Source organism: Dysgonomonas sp. 511, from assembly GCF_010501105.1.
Classification (GTDB): Bacteria; Bacteroidota; Bacteroidia; order Bacteroidales; family Dysgonomonadaceae; genus Dysgonomonas.
Window position 1 is genome coordinate 54,377 of record NZ_QVMQ01000022.1, and the last position, 18,180, is coordinate 72,556.

Here is an 18,180-nt window from a genome sequence, read left to right on the forward strand (position 1 = left end):
ATTTATACGAAACGCAAAAGTACTAAAAATTCAGAGTGTAAGCACCATTTTCTGCAACATCGTGACAAGGAATGTTAAGTTTTTTACATTCTTTAGACAAACGATGCCGGACATACGACGGCAACGAACCGTCTAAGATAACATTCCTGACGGAAAAGAGTTGAGAGAGATGATATAAAGAATGTGCTTTATCATTAATCAATATCAAATGACTGATTGCTAATTTTTCATCTGCAACTTGGTTTTGAAACAGGTTTTCTGACAAGACTAGTATCGTTTCACCCTCTACATCCAGATATTGATAAGGCTTTATATTTTCGGAATTTATAGATATTTCATCATATAAGATTTCTGTTTTTCCCGGGCGATTGAACACAATCAGTTGATTGGGATCCTCTTGCAGATTATCGTAAATACCTGTTGCCAATAAGAATAAAGCAGCCGTTAAGCCTGCAATCAAACCTTTACTGTTCTTTTTAAGAAAAAACAAGAGGAAAGATAGAATCAATATAAATATCAAGACGAGCTGCAACGATGATACCTTCGCATCGCTGATAAGGGCAAATGGCAAACTTTCGAAAAAGGAAATAACTCCGGTCATCGCCCACACAAGCCCCTGCAATACACTGAGTGGCAGACTGTAAAGACTAATACCAATCAACAGGCTGAATACTTTTGCAGCGACTACCACACCCATTGTATAAATAATGAGTGAAACCAGAGGCACAATAACGAGATTGGCCGCAAAAAAATAGGTAGGAAATGTACCGAAATAATACAGGCAGATGGGAAATGTAGCCAACTGTGCAACCAATGACAAGGTAAACATCTGCCAGAGCTCATTCAGATATTTGTTTTCGATATAGAATATCCGCGATGCTTTCGGCTGCAAATGCAGGATAGACAATACAGACATAAAGCTCAACTGGAAACCGATATTGAAGAGTGAGAAAGGATTGTAAAGCAAAATAAAAAAAGCGGCTGTATATAAAGCATTTAGTGATGTATTTCGCCGTCGGGCAACCTCAGAGACACAAAAAACCGTCAACATAATGGAAGCCCTGACCACCGACGGCGACAGCCCCGTAACAAAAGCATAACACCAGAGCAGCAGGATAATAAGTATCGGACGCAATGCATAATAGCGCGCGCCCTTGCGGATAAAGCCCAGCAGGAAGCTTATCATCAGGTATATTATCATCACATGCAGCCCGCTTGTCGAAAGTACGTGTACAGTTCCCGTGGTGCGGAATCCCTGCTTAATATCGTCAGTCAGTTCGTCCTTATATCCTAAGGTAAGACCACAAAGGATGGAGTATTCCATATGGTTCAACCCCAGCGATTTATAGAAGTCCATAATATAGGTGCGGCAACGCAAGGCTAGGTATTCAGGTGATGAAAACACTTCTCCGCTTGCCTGCCATGCTTCACGGGGAAGATACACCGACCCTGCAAAGCCCTGATTGTACATATAGCGTTCGTAGTCGAAATCGTCGGGATTGCCCATATTGCGGAAAGGCTGTATTTTACCATAGAAAAAGAGTTCGTCTCCGGGTTGCAGGTATTTATTTCCGACAGAATCGCGCTGTACGTAGCAAACCACTTGCTTATCGTAATCCGGCAAGTAAACTTTATAAGCCTGTGTCTTCGGCTTTTCCTGCGGTATATCTTCAACTATCCCAATATAGGCTTTGGCTTCATTGGCGAATATAAATGCGGATTTTTCCTGCCTCATTGCCGTTGATACGATGCCAATGCCTATAATGAAAGCAAAAGCACCCGCACCGAACAGCCATCGCAGGCGGTATTGCAGTCTTTCGGGTGCAAAATAAGAAGAGAGCATAGCCATCGTCCCGGTAAGGAAAAAGGCTATGCTCAACCTGTATGTATCAAAAAAATATTGGAGGAGTATTCCCGCCAATAGGGGGATGAGAAAAAAAAGAAACGGGCAACCAGAAAAAGGGTTCTTCATCTCCTACCCCAATTAGCTATACTATACTTTTCAGTTTATGTATCATTCCCGTAGGATCGGGGTCGGCAAATACGGCGCTGCCTGCCACCAACACATCCGCACCGGCATCTACCAGACGCTTGCCTGTTTCCAGATTCACACCGCCGTCTACCTCTATCAGTGTATGCAGGTTTTTCCGTAAAATCATTTCTTTGAGCTTTGCCACTTTGGCTACAGAATGTTCTATAAACTTCTGCCCGCCAAAGCCCGGATTGACCGACATAAGAAGTACCATGTCTACATCGTGCAATATATCTTCGAGCAGCGATACGGGCGTATGCGGGTTGAGAGTCACACCTGCCTTCATTCCGGCATCGTGTATTGCGCCTACCACCCTGTGAAGGTGCGTGCAGGCTTCGTAATGCACATTCATCATATAAGCGCCTGCCTCCTTTACTTCTGTAATATATTTATCCGGATTTACGATCATAAGATGCACATCGAGCGGCTTTTTCGCCAGCTTGCTTATCTGCTTGATTATGGGAAACCCGAACGAAATATTGGGGACGAAACTGCCGTCCATCACATCGCAGTGAAACCAGTCGGCCTGGCTATTGTTTACCATCTCTACATCTGCCTGCAAGTTCAGGAAATTGGCGGAAAGAAGGGATGGGGCTACTTTATGAGACATATTCTACACCGTTTAGATTATATATTATATTACCGTGTAAAAGTACATAAAATAAACAGATGCCCGGTTAAGTAACTGTTTGAATTTTATTCATTCTAATTTTTAGAACTGTTTTTTTAAGGCGAAGATTGCCTGCCTTTCTATTCTATTTAGCAATCGGCATCAGGGCAAACGCATGAAAAAGTGATATTCTGGTTTTGACTACTGTAGGGGCGAATTATCATTCGCCCGAAATAGAAAAAATCTGCGGGCGAATGATAATTCGCCCCTACAAGCCCAGAATTGAGTTCGGATAAATTTCATGTGTTTGCCCTGCAATCGGCATAGCTAAATCTGAATGGATACCGGAAAAGTATTACCTTTGCCTCCTCTATAGACAATAAAAATGAAAACGCTGCTTACCACGCTCAATGCGAAATATATACACACCTCGCTTGCCCTTCGCTGGCTCTATGTAGCCAATAAGGACAGGATTGAAGTATCATTCGAAGAATACACCATTAAAGAAGACCTTGAAAAAATAGCCGCCGGAATAATCTCCTCAGGATGTGATATTGTCGGGCTGAGCGTATATATATGGAATGTGACGCAAACCGAGAAACTGGTGGCGATGCTCAGGGAAATACACCCCTCACTGATTATCGTACTGGGTGGCCCGGAGGTAATGTATGAGCCAGAATATTTCCTCAACAATTGGCAGGCAGATTATATAATAAGCGGAGAAGGCGAATTTGTTCTCGGCGATCTGGTAGAAGCTTTGCAACAGGATGTTGATGTAGATATACCCGGGGTATCGTATCGAAACCATATAGATAAAACCATCGTACAAGCTGATTTAGCAAGGCTGGCTACCCTACCCTCGCCCTATATGCTCAATGCTGACAGGGAAAGTATGCAAAACCGCCTCGTATATTTCGAGACATCGCGCGGATGCCCCTATCAGTGCCAATATTGCTTATCATCTCTGGAAAAAGGCGTCCGTTATTTTCCGATGGAGTATGTATTGGAAAACCTTAAATACCTGATAGATAATGGTGCAAGGCAAATCAAGTTTCTCGACCGCACTTTCAACCTAAATAAAGAGCATACACATACTATTTTCGATTTCCTTATCGGCCATTACAGGGAAAATCTCAGTTGCCAGTTTGAAGTATATGCCGATCTGCTGAAAGACGAAACGATTGATTACCTGAACGAAAGGCTTCCGGAAAATTTCTTCCGCTTCGAAATTGGCATACAATCTACCTACGAACCTACAAATATAGCTGTACGCCGGAAGCAAGACTTCCCATTGTTGGCAAAGAATATCAAACGCATAATGCAAGGCGGCAAGATTGACCTTCATCTCGACCTGATAGCCGGATTACCCTACGAAACGTTCGACCGGTTTGTGCATTCGTTCAACGATGTGTTTGTCCTGAAAGGGAAGGAAGTACAGCTCGGCTTCCTCAAAATGCTGAGAGGTACTAACCTGCGAAAGAATGCGCGTGAATATGGCTACAAATTTGACCACAGAGCTCCCTACGAAATAGAGTATAACGCCGACATATCGCACGCCGAACTGCAACGGATACATGATGCCGAACATGCTTTGGAGAAATTCTGGAACAGCGGGCGTTTTTTGCTTACAATGGACTGCTTGTTTTCAAGCTATTACAATGGACGCTATTTCGAACTGTTCGATGAGATAGGGCAGTTTTACAACAAAAAGGACTACCCCCATCGCGGCTACAGGCTCGAAGACCTGTTCCGCTACTTACACCAGTTCCTTAAATCGAAAGATATAGACCTTTTTCACCTTTTGCGCTCCGACTACTACAGCAACTTTTCGCGTCGTCCACAAGGGTTCTGGGAAGATAGCCTCGGCAAGAAAGCCCGCAAGCAGATGCTATACAATATAGGGCAAGACAAGGAATTTCTACAAAAACATGGGCTTAACCGGAAAATAATAGAGAAACAAACCGCACTCGATATGTTGTCGGACAACGAGGCATTACTTACTATTTTCCTGAAAGAAGGTGAGCCAAAAGAGCAATTGTCGCTAAGATATTTTTTCAGTTAACTGTTAACCAAAAACCTGCCTGCATTACATTTTTTAGCATTTTTTATCTATTATTTATGGAAAATGCTATATTTGTATATCTATCTCTATGAAAGAATCGAAATAATAGACTTAAATGCTGGTGAACTATGAAAAGACTATCCTTATTTACCCTTTTGTTTCTCGCTATTTTTATTTCAGGCTATGCACAATCGAAGTACGGGAATGTGACCAAAGAAGAGCTAACCATGACCGAGTACCCGAGCGATACTTCGGCCACAGCAGTCATATTGCAAAAAACCGGAAACACGCGTTTTATCTATGACGACATAAAAGGTTTTCGCTTCGAATATTCGGTAGAAATGCGGATAAAAATCCTGAAAACCGAAGGGCTTGAATATTGCGACTACGAGATTCCCTTCTACGAGCAAAACAATTCTGCTAAAGAAGAAATACAAGGCCTGTCGGGCACTACCTACAACCTGGAGGACGACAAAATAGTAAAGACCAAGCTGGGCAAAAACAACATATTCGAAGAAGCACAGGACAAAAAATGGAAAGTCTGCAAGTTCACCATGCCTGCCGCTAAAGCAGGATCGGTAATAGAATTTAAATATACCATCGTTTCCGACTTCTTTTACGAACTGAGAACATTCCGTTTCCAATCATCTATACCTGTGATATACACCCATTACGAGGCCGTTATTCCGGAGTATTTCAGATACAACCTCGACTATCAGAGATACGTAAATATGGAAAGCAATAAAGACCAGGTCAACGAATCGTTCCACATCCGCGTTGGTTCCCAAACACATATGGAACGCTGTACAGCCGAACGCTTTCGTTTTACGGGCAGAGACCTGCCAGCAGTAAAAGCAGAAAGCTACTTATGGAATGCCGATGACTATATCAATAAAGTAAACTTCGAACTAAGGTCTATCCAATTCCCTTATGGAAAACTGCGTAACTATTCGAGCACATGGTCGAATATAGACAAAGAGCTGCGCGAAGCATCTTCTTTTGGCGGCAACCTAAAAAAAGCGGACCTCTTTAAAGAAGAAATACAGAAAGGCGACCTTACCCTCGTCCGCGCCAAAGAAATACAGGATATGGTGAAAAACAAGGTGAAATGGGACAACAAGTCGCGGATGTACCCTTCCGACCTGAAAGATGCGCTGAAAAAAGGATTAGGAAACAGTTCGGATGTAAACTTCCTGCTGATAAACGCACTGAAAAAAGGTGGCTTCAACGCTTTCCCCGTACTGCTTAGTACACGTAGCAACGGACGCATACCGATTACCTACCCAAGCCTGGCATCGTTCAACTATGTTATCACAGGAGTGCGTATAGACACACTTATATATTTTACCGATGCCGCAGCCAAACATGGCGACTGGAACCTATTGCCAACCAGATGCCGGGTGACGCAGGCGCGGATACTCGAAGACAATTTTTCGGATTGGACAGACCTCACAAACCTTGCTCCCAGTTCGAGGATGAAGATGGTACAAGCTACTATAGTAGAATCGCAACTGGTGTCGAAAGTCACGGAAACAGTAAGGGGCAACTCAGCCCATTCGGCAAGAGAGAGCTATTTCGGTTGTAAGGATGAGGACGAATTTATAGACAAACTAAAAAAAGAATTATCGACAGAAATAGACGATTTTAAAATTCATAACCTTACCGAAACTTCGGCAGAAATAAAGATGGAATACCTACAGACAGCCGACCTTCCGCTTGGCGACGAGTTTTTATACGTCAATCCTCTTGCCGAAATCCATTATAAGACAAACCCTTTCAAACAGGAAATACGCGAATATCCTGTACAGTTCAATTATCCGAGTACTTTTGTACAGATAATTACCATACCTATACCCGAAGGATATGAAATAGACGAAATGCCAAAATCGGAAAAATTTGTACTCAACGAAAACGATATTTCCCTCCTTTACAGGACGTCTGTTGCCGGCAACCAAATCAGGCTGCAATACCAGTACAAACTGAACAAGATAATCTTCCTGCCGACAGAATACGAATCGCTGAAAGACTTTTTTGCAAAAATAGTACTGAAAAACAACGAGCAAATCGTGTTTAAGAAAAAAGCCGCAGGAGAAACCGTTGAGCAGCCAATTTAAGTTATTTAGATCAATCGGTAATAGAAAAGTTTATCTATATAAGCTCCCTACACCTCCCCAACCCATCGAAAGGGAATGGAGAGTAGAGCGAAGCTAAAATGGGAGAAAAGTAACAATAAAAAAAGTAACGAAATACTGTTACTTGTGTTACTTTTTCTCTCGCTTGGCATGGCTTGCAGCCCTCTCTCTTTTGGGCAGGACTGTTAAGTTCTAAACGAAATAATACTTTAAAAGAATAAAATATGACACTGAGATACACGAAGAAGCCACTGAGAAACACTGAGGGAGAAAAAATCTCAGTGAACCTCAATGTTATGCTCAATGTTTCTCAGTGTAATAAGAAATCAGAACTTAACAGCCCTACTCTTTTGGGGGAGAGCGGGGAGAGAGGTAAGAGAGAAAGTAACAGTAGAAAAAGTAGAAAAAGCTGCATAGTACATGACAAAAATTAAAATTATTGTAATATTAGCATTGTAGGGGCGAATTATCATTCGCCCGTCGGTTGTGTCGGGCGTAAGATATTACGCCCCTACAGGCTTTCGAGAGAATATCATTTTTTTTGTCATGTACTGTGAAAAAGCTGTTACATGTGTTACTTTTTAACAATTTGCTTCCCTCAGTCCGCAGTGGCGCAAGGGGGGGGGGTACAACGAAGAGAAGCACAAGAGAACTTTTGATTCCTTTTGGGGTTTTGGCCAAAAGGAACGCAAGCAAACACCGTTCGGCAGAGCGAAGCGGAGCCAATCTGTGATTGCGCGCAGTATATAAAAGAACATATAATTTAACTACTGATTGACATCATTTACAAATAAATAAAAAATATGAAACTGGTATATTTTGTTATTTTCTTTAGCATCGCTTTCTTTTTTCCAGCCCAAAGTTGGAGCACACCTTCGGACGACTTTGCCAAAGGGGCGGTAGCTATCCTCGACAACTACGATGCTGTCTTTATTCAGACCGACCTGAATAATGCCACATTGAAAGTAACGAAGAAAGTTACCGTGCTCAATGCCAAAGGCGATCATTTTGCCGACTTCTATATATATGGGGATAAATTCAAGGAACTCAAAAGTTTTTCGGGAACAGTGAAAAATGTGTTGGGTGCTGTGATAAAAAAAATAGCAAAAAAAGACCTGACCATATCCTCCATTTCGGAACATATGGCGACCGACAACTATTCGATCTCCTACGACTGCAAATCGCCGACCTATCCTTATACTGTAGAGTACACATACGAAGAAAAATGGAAAAACGGCATCTTGACCTACAATCGTTTTCTGCCAATGACAGGTTACGACTTTGCCGTAAGAAAAGCAAACCTGCGTATGGAACTGCCTGCCGATATGAACCTGAGGCACCATACCAATTATGACGGTTTCGACATAAAAGACGAAGTGGCCGGCGACAAACATATCTATAACTTTTCGTGCGAAAACATGAAAGGGATAAAAGGCGAAGAACACACCCCACCCTGGCGCGAACTGTTTCCTTGCATACTTATTGCACCCAACAACTTCTGCTTCGACTCGCAATGCGGCGACATGAGCAACTGGAAAGGATATGGGCTGTGGGTATCTAAGTTGCTCGAAGGCAGGGATATTTTGCACGAAGCCACCATTACCAAATTGCAAGATATGGTAAAAAATGCAGCCAGCGACAAGGAAAAAGCAAAAATACTATATGAATACCTGCAAGCCAACTCACGCTATGTAAGCATCCAGCTTGGTATAGGCGGCTTTCAGCCCATAGAAGCAGCATCCGTTGTAAAATCGGGTTTCGGCGACTGTAAGGGACTTTCGAACGTAATGAAAGCCATGCTCAAAGCTGTAGGCATAGAATCTAATTATTGCGAAATAAGCATGAAGGAGAAAGAACTTCACAGCAACTTCGCTAATGTCAGCCAGACCGACCATGCCATACTGCTCGTACCACTAGCCGGCGACAGCGTATGGCTCGAATGTACTTCTCAGACATTGCCTTTCGGTTATGTCCATCCCAGGATTGCCGGACACGACGCCTTGGTTATCAGCAAAGATGGCGGTAAAATCTGCCGCTTGCCCGACTATAAGGATAATGAAAACAAAACGGTTATTAAACTAAAGATAGACCTCAACGAAGCGGCAGAAGCCAAAGGATCTGTTTATATGGAAGAACATCTGCACAACTATCGCTATGTGGTCGGAAACCTGCTCTCGAAAGACAGGCAGCAGATATTAGACTATATCAACCACGAAATAAAGTTTCCTAAAGTAAAATATGATAATATAAACATCGTAGAAAACAGGGATCCACAACCGTCGTGTGTGCTTACAGCGGATTTTGCAGCATCCGATTTTGTCAACCAGACAGGCTCTCGGATGTTCGTCCCGGCTTGCCCGCTCAACAAGAATTTCTACAATACATTCTCATCGGCAAACCGCGAGCATGATATTTATTTCAGCATAGGCTTCCATGCTTCAAACAGCGTAGAGTTTATATTGCCCGAATCGTACAAACCCGAATCGCTGCCTAAAGCCGTCGAGGAAGAAACTCCATACGGGCGTTTTGTGTCTACTGTCAGCCACGAGGGTAATAAGATAACTTATACGCAGACTATAGATATTTTTTCGGGCAGGCATAGTAAGGATGAATATAGTCAGATAAAGGATTTCTTCGGAAAGATAGTGTCGGCTAATAAGCAACGGATAGTATTGAGGAAGAATTGATTGATTATACATAAAAATAAAACAGTCATCAGTTTTATATAATCACAATCTGATGGCTGTTTTATCTTCTCTTAGGGTCTGTTTTCAAGAAAATGCATCCATTATCCTATACAGTACTTCCTGAGGATCTAACGGGTTCTTTTTCGGAAGCTTGGACGGAACCAATACTTTCAGTCCCTTAGGAATTATCTTTACATGTATCTCCTCTCCCATTTCCACAGGATCGCCGTCGATATGCATTGCGCCCGGCTTTTCACGTTTAATGGTAACCTCATTGGTTAGGAGTTCTATCATTTTGTTGTTCTCGTCTATCTTCTTTGCAAATAGTTGAAGCGATGTTTGCGGCACATCGAGTATCGACAACGGTTTCAGTATGGCTATATTCATCTTGCCATCCTGTATGTCGGCGTGAGGGGCAATATGCGCATTGTAGCCGTATTGCGAAGCATTGGCGCAAGTTACTACAAAAGCCTTGTCTTTTATCGTACCTTCGGGACAGGTGATCTCATAGTTTTGCGGCTCCTGCTTGAAGAAGGTTTCGAGCATATTTTTCAGGTACATAAACGAGCCTCTGTTCTTCTTACCCGATACTTTGGCTGCTACTTCGGCATCGAAGCCCATGCCACAGGTACAGAAGAATATCCTGCCGTTCACCTTGCCGTAGTCTATACTGATAATATTTTCTTCGGTTATAATCTTGAGAGCTTTTTTTACATCTATAGATATATTCAGGTCGCGAGCCAGCCCGTTGCCTGAGCCCAGAGGGATAATACCTAATGCTATTTCGGAACCGACCAATGTACGCGCCACTTCGTTTACCGTACCATCGCCTCCTACGGCAATCACATAGTCGGCTTTATCTTCTATCGCCTGGCTGGCAATTTCGGAACCATGCCCGGCATAGCCTGTGATAATTATATGTACATCAAATTTACGGGCATCCAGCATTTCTGCTATCTTGTGCGGCAAGTTTTGTTTCGATGATGTGCCCGATACGGGGTTGATAATTACATAAACCTTTTTCTTCCGTTTTTCCATTATTATCAATTGCGAAATTTGCATCACAAAAATAATGTTTTAAGGGGCTTATACCAAATTAGTGTTTGAAATAAGTGCATATATTTATTTTACCACAGAGGATAAGGAGCATATAAGCGAATAGCTTATCGCTAAAAATACCATAACGATACCAAAATATCTCTTATATTTGTATATAAATAGAACAAACACCTTGGGCCTATGCTTACAAAGATAGAAAAAGAACAAATTGTAAACCTCGTAAAAAAAGAAGTAGTACCCGCAATCGGATGCACCGAACCTGTTGCTGTTTCGCTCTGTGTAGCTAAGGCAACAGAAATATTAGGTAAAACACCCGGTAAAATAAAAGTCCTGTTGAGTGCCAACATCCTCAAAAATGCGATGGGAGTAGGCATACCGGGTACAAAAATGGTAGGATTGCCCATTGCCATTGCTTTGGGTGCATTGATAGGTAAAAGCGAATATGGGTTGCAGGTATTGAAAGAATTGACGCCCGAAGATGTAGAAAAAGGAAAGCAATATATTGCAGAAAAAAGGATCGAAATATCGTTGAAGGAAAATATAGACGACAACCTCTATATCGAAACGCATTGCCTTGCCGGCGATGACGAAAGCATTGCCATAATCAGGGGTACACATACAAATTTCACCCTATTGTCGCACAACGGGGAAATACTAAATACAGGCAATTCATCGTGTTGCGATGCTGCCAAAGACGAATGCATCGTCCTTTCTTTCGCCAAAGTTTACGAGTTCTCTACGACTATAGATTTAGAAGAAATACGGTTTATCTTAGAGGCTGCCGAACTGAACCGCAAGGCATCGCGCTTCTCGCTCGAAGGCAGCTACGGGCATAATGTATCGAAAACAGTGACCGGAAAACTGGGACGGCAAATATTCGGCGACACCATGCTCTCGCATATGATGGCATATACAGCCGCAGCCTGCGATGCCCGCATGGATGGTGCCATGATTCCTGTGATGAGCAATTCGGGAAGCGGCAATCAGGGGATAACGGCAACATTGCCCGTCCTCACTTACGCCGAAGATACGGGCTGCAACGAAGACCAACTTATAAGGGCACTTATGCTCAGTCACCTTACAGTGGTATATATCAAACAAAAACTGGGACGGCTCTCCGCTCTATGCGGATGCGTGGCTGCGGCTACAGGTGCAAGTTGCGGCATTACATACCTGATGGGCGGCAACTACGACCAGATAACGTTTGCCGTAAAAAATATGGTCGGCAACATTACAGGTATGATATGCGATGGTGCCAAGCCGAGCTGCGCCCTCAAAATATCGAGCGGGGTATCTACAGCCGTATTGTCGGCAATAATGGCAATGGAACACAAGGTGGTTTCATCGCTGGAAGGTATTGTGGATGACGATGTAGACAAAACGGTGGAAAACCTGACGAGTATCGGTGCCGAAGGAATGCAGGAAACGGACAAACTGGTTCTGAAAATTATGACTGACAAGTGTTAACTACTTAGTAACTTTCACACTACCAAACCGGTCTTTCAATACCCTTATCATATCCGCCGTCATTTTCTCCAGATCATATTCGGGACGCCAATTCCATTCCTGGCGCGCGCAGGTATCGTCCAGCGAATTGGGCCACGAATCTGCGATATGCTGTTTTAGAGGATCTACATCATATTCCATCACAAAACCGGGATAATGTTTCTTTATGGCAGAATATATCATTTCGGGGTCGAAGCTCATTGCTGCTATATTGAACGAATTGCGATGTATCAGCTTATCTGGATTAGCCTCCATTATACTTATGGCAGCATTCAACGCATCGGGCATATACATCATATCCATAAATGTCCCGGCTTTGATAGGACAGGTAAATTTCTCGCCTGCCACTGCCTTATAGTATATTTCCACTGCATAATCGGTAGTGCCTCCACCCGGAAGCGTAAGGTTGGATATAATGCCGGGAAACCGTACCGAACGCGTATCCACACCCCAACGCGTATAATAGTAGTCGCTCAGCAGTTCTCCCATAACCTTGGTTATGCCATAAACGGTAGTCGGTCTTTGTATCGTGTCTTGAGGAGTCTTATCTTTTGGCGTACTGGGGCCGAAAGCGCCTATCGAGCTTGGGGTGAAGACTGCACAGTCAAGCTCTTTGGCAACATCGAGGCAGTTCATCAGGCTGTTCAGGCCGACATCCCAACCCAGTTTCGGATTTTTTTCGGCCGTAGCCGATAATATTGCGGCTAGATTGTAGATAGTGTCTATATTGTGTTTCTTCACCGCATCGGCTATCTGCTGCTTATCGGTAGCATCTATTTCTATCGTTGGCCCCGATTCGAAGAAGCCTTCGGGATAGGGTGGTTTGTAGTAGCCGCAAACTACATTGTTTTCACCATAGATAGAACGTAATTTTATGCTCAACTCCGAACCTATCTGTCCGGTACTGCCAACAATTAAAATGTTTTTCATTTCAGAATGAACTGATTTTTATGCTTTATTTTATTACTCCTAATTCTTTGCCTGTCTTGGTAAATGCGGCAATACATTTATCCAGATGTTCGGTCTTATGCCCGGCAGATATTTGCACACGGATACGCGCCAGGTCTTTGGGTACTACGGGATAATAGAATCCGGTAACATAAATACCTTCATCCAGCATTCGTGCTGCCATATCCTGCGAAAGTTTTGCGTCGTAAAGCATTACGGCACAAATAGACGATTGTGTAGGCTTTATATCGAATCCGGCTTCTTGCATTTTGGTTACAAAGTAGTCTGTATTGGCATGCAGCTTATCCTGCAATTCGTTGGTCCTGTCCATCATTTCGAACATCCTGATACCGGCGGCGGCAATAGCGGGAGGTATGGAGTTGGAAAACAGGTATGGACGCGAACGCTGGCGAAGCATATCTATAATCTCTTTCTTTCCTGTAGTGAAACCTCCGATAGCTCCGCCAAAGGCTTTGCCGAGTGTTCCTGTTATAATTTCAATTTGCCCTTTCAGGTCGAACAATTCGGTTGTGCCCCGCCCTGTTTTGCCTACTACTCCTGCCGAATGCGACTCGTCGACCATTATCATGGCATTGTATTTATTTGCCAGTTCGTATATCTTGTCCAGAGGCGCGACATTGCCATCCATAGAAAATACACCATCGGTAACGATGAGGCGGAAACGTTGCGACTGGGCTTTTTGCAATTGTTTCTCAAGGTCTTCCATATCGGCGTTGGCATAACGGTAACGCACAGCCTTACAGAGGCGTACACCATCTATTATCGACGCGTGGTTTAGCGAGTCGGATATAATGGCATCCTGATCGGTAAGCAATGGCTCGAATACGCCTCCATTGGCATCGAAACAGGCTGCATATAATATCGTATCTTCTGTGCCGAAATAGTTGGCGATAGCTGCTTCCAACTGCTTGTGCAGGTCTTGTGTGCCACAGATAAACCTTACCGACGACATACCGAACCCGCGCGAATCCATAGCTTCTTTTGCCGCTTCTATCAGCTCTTTGTTGTCCGACAGTCCTAAATAATTATTGGCGCAGAAGTTCAAGACTTCCTGTCCTGTACTTACTTTTATCACAGCCCCTTGTGGAGAAGTAATTATGCGTTCGTTTTTATATAACCCTGCCGATTTTATATCCGACAATTCGTCTTGCAGGTATTTCTTAAAGTTAGAATAAGTATCCATAATGACTCAATTTTGAGGTAAAGGTAAGTTAAAATGTTAGTATTGGAAACAAAGGAATGCAATAAAAACAGCCTTGCAAATAACAAAAATGATTGTTCCGAAACTCTTCGCAGAAAGGGAGAAAAGCAAACTTACATTTATTTTCTATTGCTGGATTCCACTTGTCTCTAAACGGCTTTTTATGGAGAACAAAAAGTAACAAAAGTAACAGTTTTATGTACTTTTTTCACTGTTACTTTTGTTCATTATTTTTTTATTTCAGAGGCAATATTTCTATCCAGTAATCATCGGGGTCGTTGATAAAATATAGCCCCATATCGTGATTTTCGTAAGCTATACACCCCATTTGCCTGTGACACTCCCTTATCTGGTCGTAGTCTCCATCTACACGCATACAAAGGTGGCTTTCATTCTCACCCAGTTCGTATGCCTGAGGATGGTCTTTGAGCCATGTAAGTTCGAGCGAAAACGGGCTGACTCCATCTCCAAGATATACGAGAATAAACGAACCGTTCGACGATTCTTTTCTTCTTACCTCTTTCAGCCCCAAAGCCTTGTTATAGAACTCAATGCTTTTCTCCAGATCGGTTACATTGATATTAAAATGGTCGAATCTGCTTTTTATTTCCATAATTCTAACGTTTATATTTAAAATTCAATAGATTGTCCTTTATGTCTTATATCGAAAAACCGGCTCCCACACCTTTCTGCAATAGGGGCAAAAGCCGCAGCCTGCTTATATCCTTCGCCAAAATGCATCGGTACAAAAGTATCGGTTTTTATCCTTTCTAAAAATTGCCCGGCACCTTTCATATAATCTTTTCCCAGCCTTGCATCTACCGGAAACATTGCCAGGTCGAGATGCTTCACATTGTCGGCTACCAGGTTCAGTTCGTTTGCATAAAAATCTTCTGCTTCTTTTATCTCGTCCTCTGTCGATTCTTCGTTCCAATGCCAGTTGTTCAGGTCGCCGGCATGGAAAATAGATTTTCCTTCCGCTTCTATATAAAATGATATACCCAGGTCGGTAGAGCCAAACGCCTTTATATAAATATTATCGTCCTTATAAATCTCCGATTTATTGAGGCAAAAACCAATATCCGGTCTTACCAATTTATTTTCATAGATGTCTTTGGATAGAATATAAACAATGTCTTTGCTATTTCCGTTCCATTCCAATACCTCTTTGTTGAAATGATCGTGGTGCGAATGGGTAACCAAAACATATATTTGTTTGTCACTATCCAACAATCTTTCGTGCACAATTCCATGTTTACCATCATCAGACGAATCTTTGTAATAATCTATTATAATGATAAAGTTTTTGCCTTCTAATGCAAATCCACTATGATAAATATAGGTTAATTCCATACTTTCCCTTCTTTGTAAAAAACAAACAAGCTGGTTTGATAATCTGTTCGGTAAAAATACAAAAATTATAAACTCTAGTTACTAAATTTTATAGCAGAACTTATTGATAAATATTAAGAGCTGTGCTTTTGTATCTGCGCCCAACTTTTTGTACTTTTGATTACAATATAATAACGTTATGAGCCAACCATTAGCAGAACGGTTACGTCCGCGTACATTGGACGAATATATAGGTCAGAAACACCTTGTAGGTGAAGGTGCAGTGCTTCGCAAAATGATAGAATCGGGTCGCATACCCTCCTTTCTTTTGTGGGGGCCTCCGGGTGTGGGCAAGACTACATTGGCGCAGATAATAGCCAATACGCTCGACACACCGTTTTATACACTGAGTGCAATCAATTCGGGGGTGAAGGATGTGCGCGAGGTGATAGAACAGGCCAAGAAAAGCCGCTTCTTCGATACCAAAAGTCCGATCTTGTTTATTGATGAAATCCACCGTTTCTCGAAGTCGCAACAAGATTCTTTGCTGAATGCAGTAGAAACGGGTGTTATCACCCTGATTGGCGCTACAACAGAGAACCCATCGTTCGAGGTCATTCGCCCATTGCTTTCCCGCTGCCAGGTATATGTGCTGCAATCGTTGGCAAAGGAAGACCTTATAGAACTGGCAAACAGAGCCATAACAAAGGATCATATATTGAACCAAAAAGATATAGAGCTGCAAGAAACCGATGCACTGCTCCGTTTTTCGGGTGGTGATGCCCGTAAGCTGCTGAATATACTCGACCTCGTTATCAATGCCGATAATGAAGACAAGGTAGTGCTCACAGATAAGCTTGTCACAGAACGCTTGCAGGAGAATCCTGCGGCTTACGACAAAGGGGGGGAGATGCACTACGATATCATTTCGGCCTTTATCAAGTCTATCAGGGGAAGCGACCCCGATGCTGCTATTTACTGGCTTGCCCGCATGGTAGCAGGTGGCGAAGACCCTAAGTTTATTGCGCGGCGTCTCGTAATTTCGGCTGCCGAAGATATAGGGCTTGCCAATCCCAATGCGCTATTGTTGGCAAATGCCTGTTTCGAAACCCTTCATAAGATAGGCTGGCCTGAGGGGCGTATCGTTTTGGCCGAGACTACTGTCTATCTGGCTACATCGCCCAAAAGCAACTCTGCATATATGGCTATAGACGAGGCTATTGCATTGGTTAACGAGACGGGCAACCTACCTGTACCCCTGCACCTTCGCAATGCGCCTACCAAGCTGATGAAAGAGTTGGACTATGGCAAGGATTATAAGTATGCGCACAGCTTCGAAAACAACTTCGTAGAACAAGATTATGTGCCTAAAGAAATTAAGGGGCGGCGTTTCTGGCAACCACAACAAAATGCTTCGGAAATGAAGATTGTAGAGTGGATGAAGAAACTTTGGAAGAACAGGTACTAAAGGCCTACACTTTCCCTGAGGAAGTCGATGGAATCGAAGATAGCTTCCTTTTCAGCTTCCCGGTCTATCTCTACTTTACCAGTATCCGATAAGAATGTGAAGTTTATAATATCCGACTTGTTCTTTTTATCGTGCTTCATATATTCGTACAACCGGGCATAGTGGTTGCAATCGAAATAGAATCCTTTATAATTCTCTTTTATGAAGTAAGTGGTCTTATACAGCTTGTCTTTGGGGAAATCGCAATATTGCTGCGACAAGTATAATTCGCAGATAATGCCCCATGCCACAGCATAACCATGTTGCACTGGCTTACCCAATTCGTACGACAGGCTTTCGAAGGCATGACCGATAGTATGCCCCAGATTCAAAGCTTTGCGGATACCATGTTCGAAGGGGTCTTCTTCTACTATGCGCTCTTTTACGGCAACAGAATCGACTACCAGTTGCTTAAGCTTCTCATAATCTATATTTTCAGTATCGAAAGAGATCGTTTCTTTCCATACCTTTTCGCTGTCTATCAGCCCGTGCTTTATCATCTCGGCATAACCCGACAGGAAATTCTGATGGTCGAGGCTGCGGAAGAATACAGAATCTATCAGTACTGTTTCGGCAGGAGCAAAAGCTCCAATTTCATTTTTCAGTCCGTTGAAGTTTATCCCCGTTTTGCCTCCTACTGCCGCATCTACAGCACCGAGCAAGGTGGTGGGTATGTTGATACACTTCATTCCACGTTTGAAGGTGGCAGCAGCAAATCCACCGATATCTGTCAGCATTCCCCCTCCCAGGTTGATAAGCAGGGAATGGCGGGTAGCGCCGTTTTCCGACAGGTATTTCCAGATAGATGAGAGGCTTTCCAGATTTTTGTTGTTGTCGCCGGCTTCGATAATTATTTTGTCGGCTCGGCCTATCGCTTCATTTTTTTGTATGATGGGGTAGCAAAGCTTATCAGTGTTTTCGTCAGTTAATACAAATAGCTTGTCGTATTTCAACTGGCTTAGGATGAATGATATATCTTTGTGTAGATCTGTCGACTTTATTACTTTTTGCATTGCCTCTTGTTTAATCGAATTTGTTAAAAAGTAACAGATGTAACACTTTTTCCTGTTTTTGTGCTGTTAC

13 protein-coding genes are annotated in these 18,180 nt (G+C 42.9%); 5 read left to right on the plus strand and 8 right to left on the minus strand.

Features of this window, described 5'->3' with window-relative positions:
• Positions 1-22: 22 nt before the first annotated feature.
• Both D0T57_RS10745 and rpe read right to left on the minus strand, forming a co-directional pair.
• Positions 23-1,879 carry a ComEC/Rec2 family competence protein gene (locus D0T57_RS10745; RefSeq protein ID WP_368666917.1) on the minus strand — a complete coding sequence of 619 codons (1,857 nt, stop codon included), beginning with the start codon at positions 1,877-1,879 and terminating at the stop codon, positions 23-25.
• 109 nt (positions 1,880-1,988) lie between these two features.
• Positions 1,989-2,642 (minus strand): ribulose-phosphate 3-epimerase, encoded by a 654-nt coding sequence (gene rpe / locus D0T57_RS10750; protein ID WP_163273495.1) that lies wholly within the window; start codon positions 2,640-2,642, stop codon positions 1,989-1,991.
• 385 nt (positions 2,643-3,027) lie between these two features.
• Between rpe and D0T57_RS10755 the strand changes: the two genes are divergently transcribed.
• The 3 genes from D0T57_RS10755 to D0T57_RS10765 all read left to right on the plus strand — a co-directional run bounded on the left by D0T57_RS10755 (position 3,028) and on the right by D0T57_RS10765 (position 9,523).
• On the plus strand, positions 3,028-4,704 hold the full coding sequence (locus D0T57_RS10755) for a B12-binding domain-containing radical SAM protein (protein ID WP_163273496.1): 1,677 nt from the start codon (positions 3,028-3,030) through the stop codon (positions 4,702-4,704).
• 128 nt (positions 4,705-4,832) lie between these two features.
• The gene (locus tag D0T57_RS10760; protein ID WP_163273497.1) at positions 4,833-6,818 is read left to right on the plus strand and encodes a DUF3857 domain-containing protein; all 1,986 of its coding nucleotides are present in this window, start codon (positions 4,833-4,835) and stop codon (positions 6,816-6,818) included.
• An 821-nt stretch (positions 6,819-7,639) separates the two neighbouring features.
• Positions 7,640-9,523 (plus strand): DUF3857 domain-containing protein, encoded by a 1,884-nt coding sequence (locus D0T57_RS10765; RefSeq protein ID WP_163273498.1) that lies wholly within the window; start codon positions 7,640-7,642, stop codon positions 9,521-9,523.
• Positions 9,524-9,607: 84 nt separating this feature from the next.
• Here the strand turns inward: D0T57_RS10765 and D0T57_RS10770 are convergent, their stop codons facing one another.
• Complete coding sequence (locus D0T57_RS10770) at positions 9,608-10,585, minus strand: diacylglycerol kinase family protein (protein ID WP_255490578.1); 978 nt, start codon at positions 10,583-10,585, stop codon at positions 9,608-9,610.
• Positions 10,586-10,762: 177 nt separating this feature from the next.
• Between D0T57_RS10770 and D0T57_RS10775 the strand changes: the two genes are divergently transcribed.
• Positions 10,763-12,049, plus strand: a complete 1,287-nt coding sequence (locus D0T57_RS10775) for a serine dehydratase subunit alpha family protein (protein ID WP_163273499.1) — start codon at positions 10,763-10,765, stop codon at positions 12,047-12,049.
• On the opposite strand, the gene D0T57_RS10780 is transcribed toward D0T57_RS10775, so the two are convergent.
• From D0T57_RS10780 to D0T57_RS10795, 4 genes are all read right to left on the minus strand, one after another.
• Positions 12,050-13,018: an NAD-dependent epimerase/dehydratase family protein gene (locus tag D0T57_RS10780; protein WP_163273500.1), complete on the minus strand. Its 969-nt coding sequence runs from the start codon at positions 13,016-13,018 to the stop codon at positions 12,050-12,052.
• A 25-nt stretch (positions 13,019-13,043) separates the two neighbouring features.
• Complete coding sequence (gene kbl, locus D0T57_RS10785; RefSeq protein ID WP_163273501.1) at positions 13,044-14,240, minus strand: glycine C-acetyltransferase; 1,197 nt, start codon at positions 14,238-14,240, stop codon at positions 13,044-13,046.
• A 253-nt stretch (positions 14,241-14,493) separates the two neighbouring features.
• The gene (locus D0T57_RS10790) at positions 14,494-14,871 is read right to left on the minus strand and encodes a VOC family protein (protein WP_163273502.1); all 378 of its coding nucleotides are present in this window, start codon (positions 14,869-14,871) and stop codon (positions 14,494-14,496) included.
• Between the two features lie 17 nt (positions 14,872-14,888).
• Positions 14,889-15,611, minus strand: a complete 723-nt coding sequence (locus D0T57_RS10795; protein ID WP_163273503.1) for an MBL fold metallo-hydrolase — start codon at positions 15,609-15,611, stop codon at positions 14,889-14,891.
• 178 nt (positions 15,612-15,789) lie between these two features.
• Between D0T57_RS10795 and D0T57_RS10800 the strand changes: the two genes are divergently transcribed.
• Positions 15,790-17,058: a replication-associated recombination protein A gene (locus D0T57_RS10800; RefSeq protein ID WP_163273504.1), complete on the plus strand. Its 1,269-nt coding sequence runs from the start codon at positions 15,790-15,792 to the stop codon at positions 17,056-17,058.
• On the opposite strand, the gene aroB is transcribed toward D0T57_RS10800, so the two are convergent.
• Positions 17,055-18,110, minus strand: a complete 1,056-nt coding sequence (gene aroB, locus D0T57_RS10805) for a 3-dehydroquinate synthase (RefSeq protein ID WP_163273505.1) — start codon at positions 18,108-18,110, stop codon at positions 17,055-17,057. The genes D0T57_RS10800 and aroB overlap by 4 nt on opposite strands.
• Between the last annotated feature and the right edge of the window lie 70 nt (positions 18,111-18,180).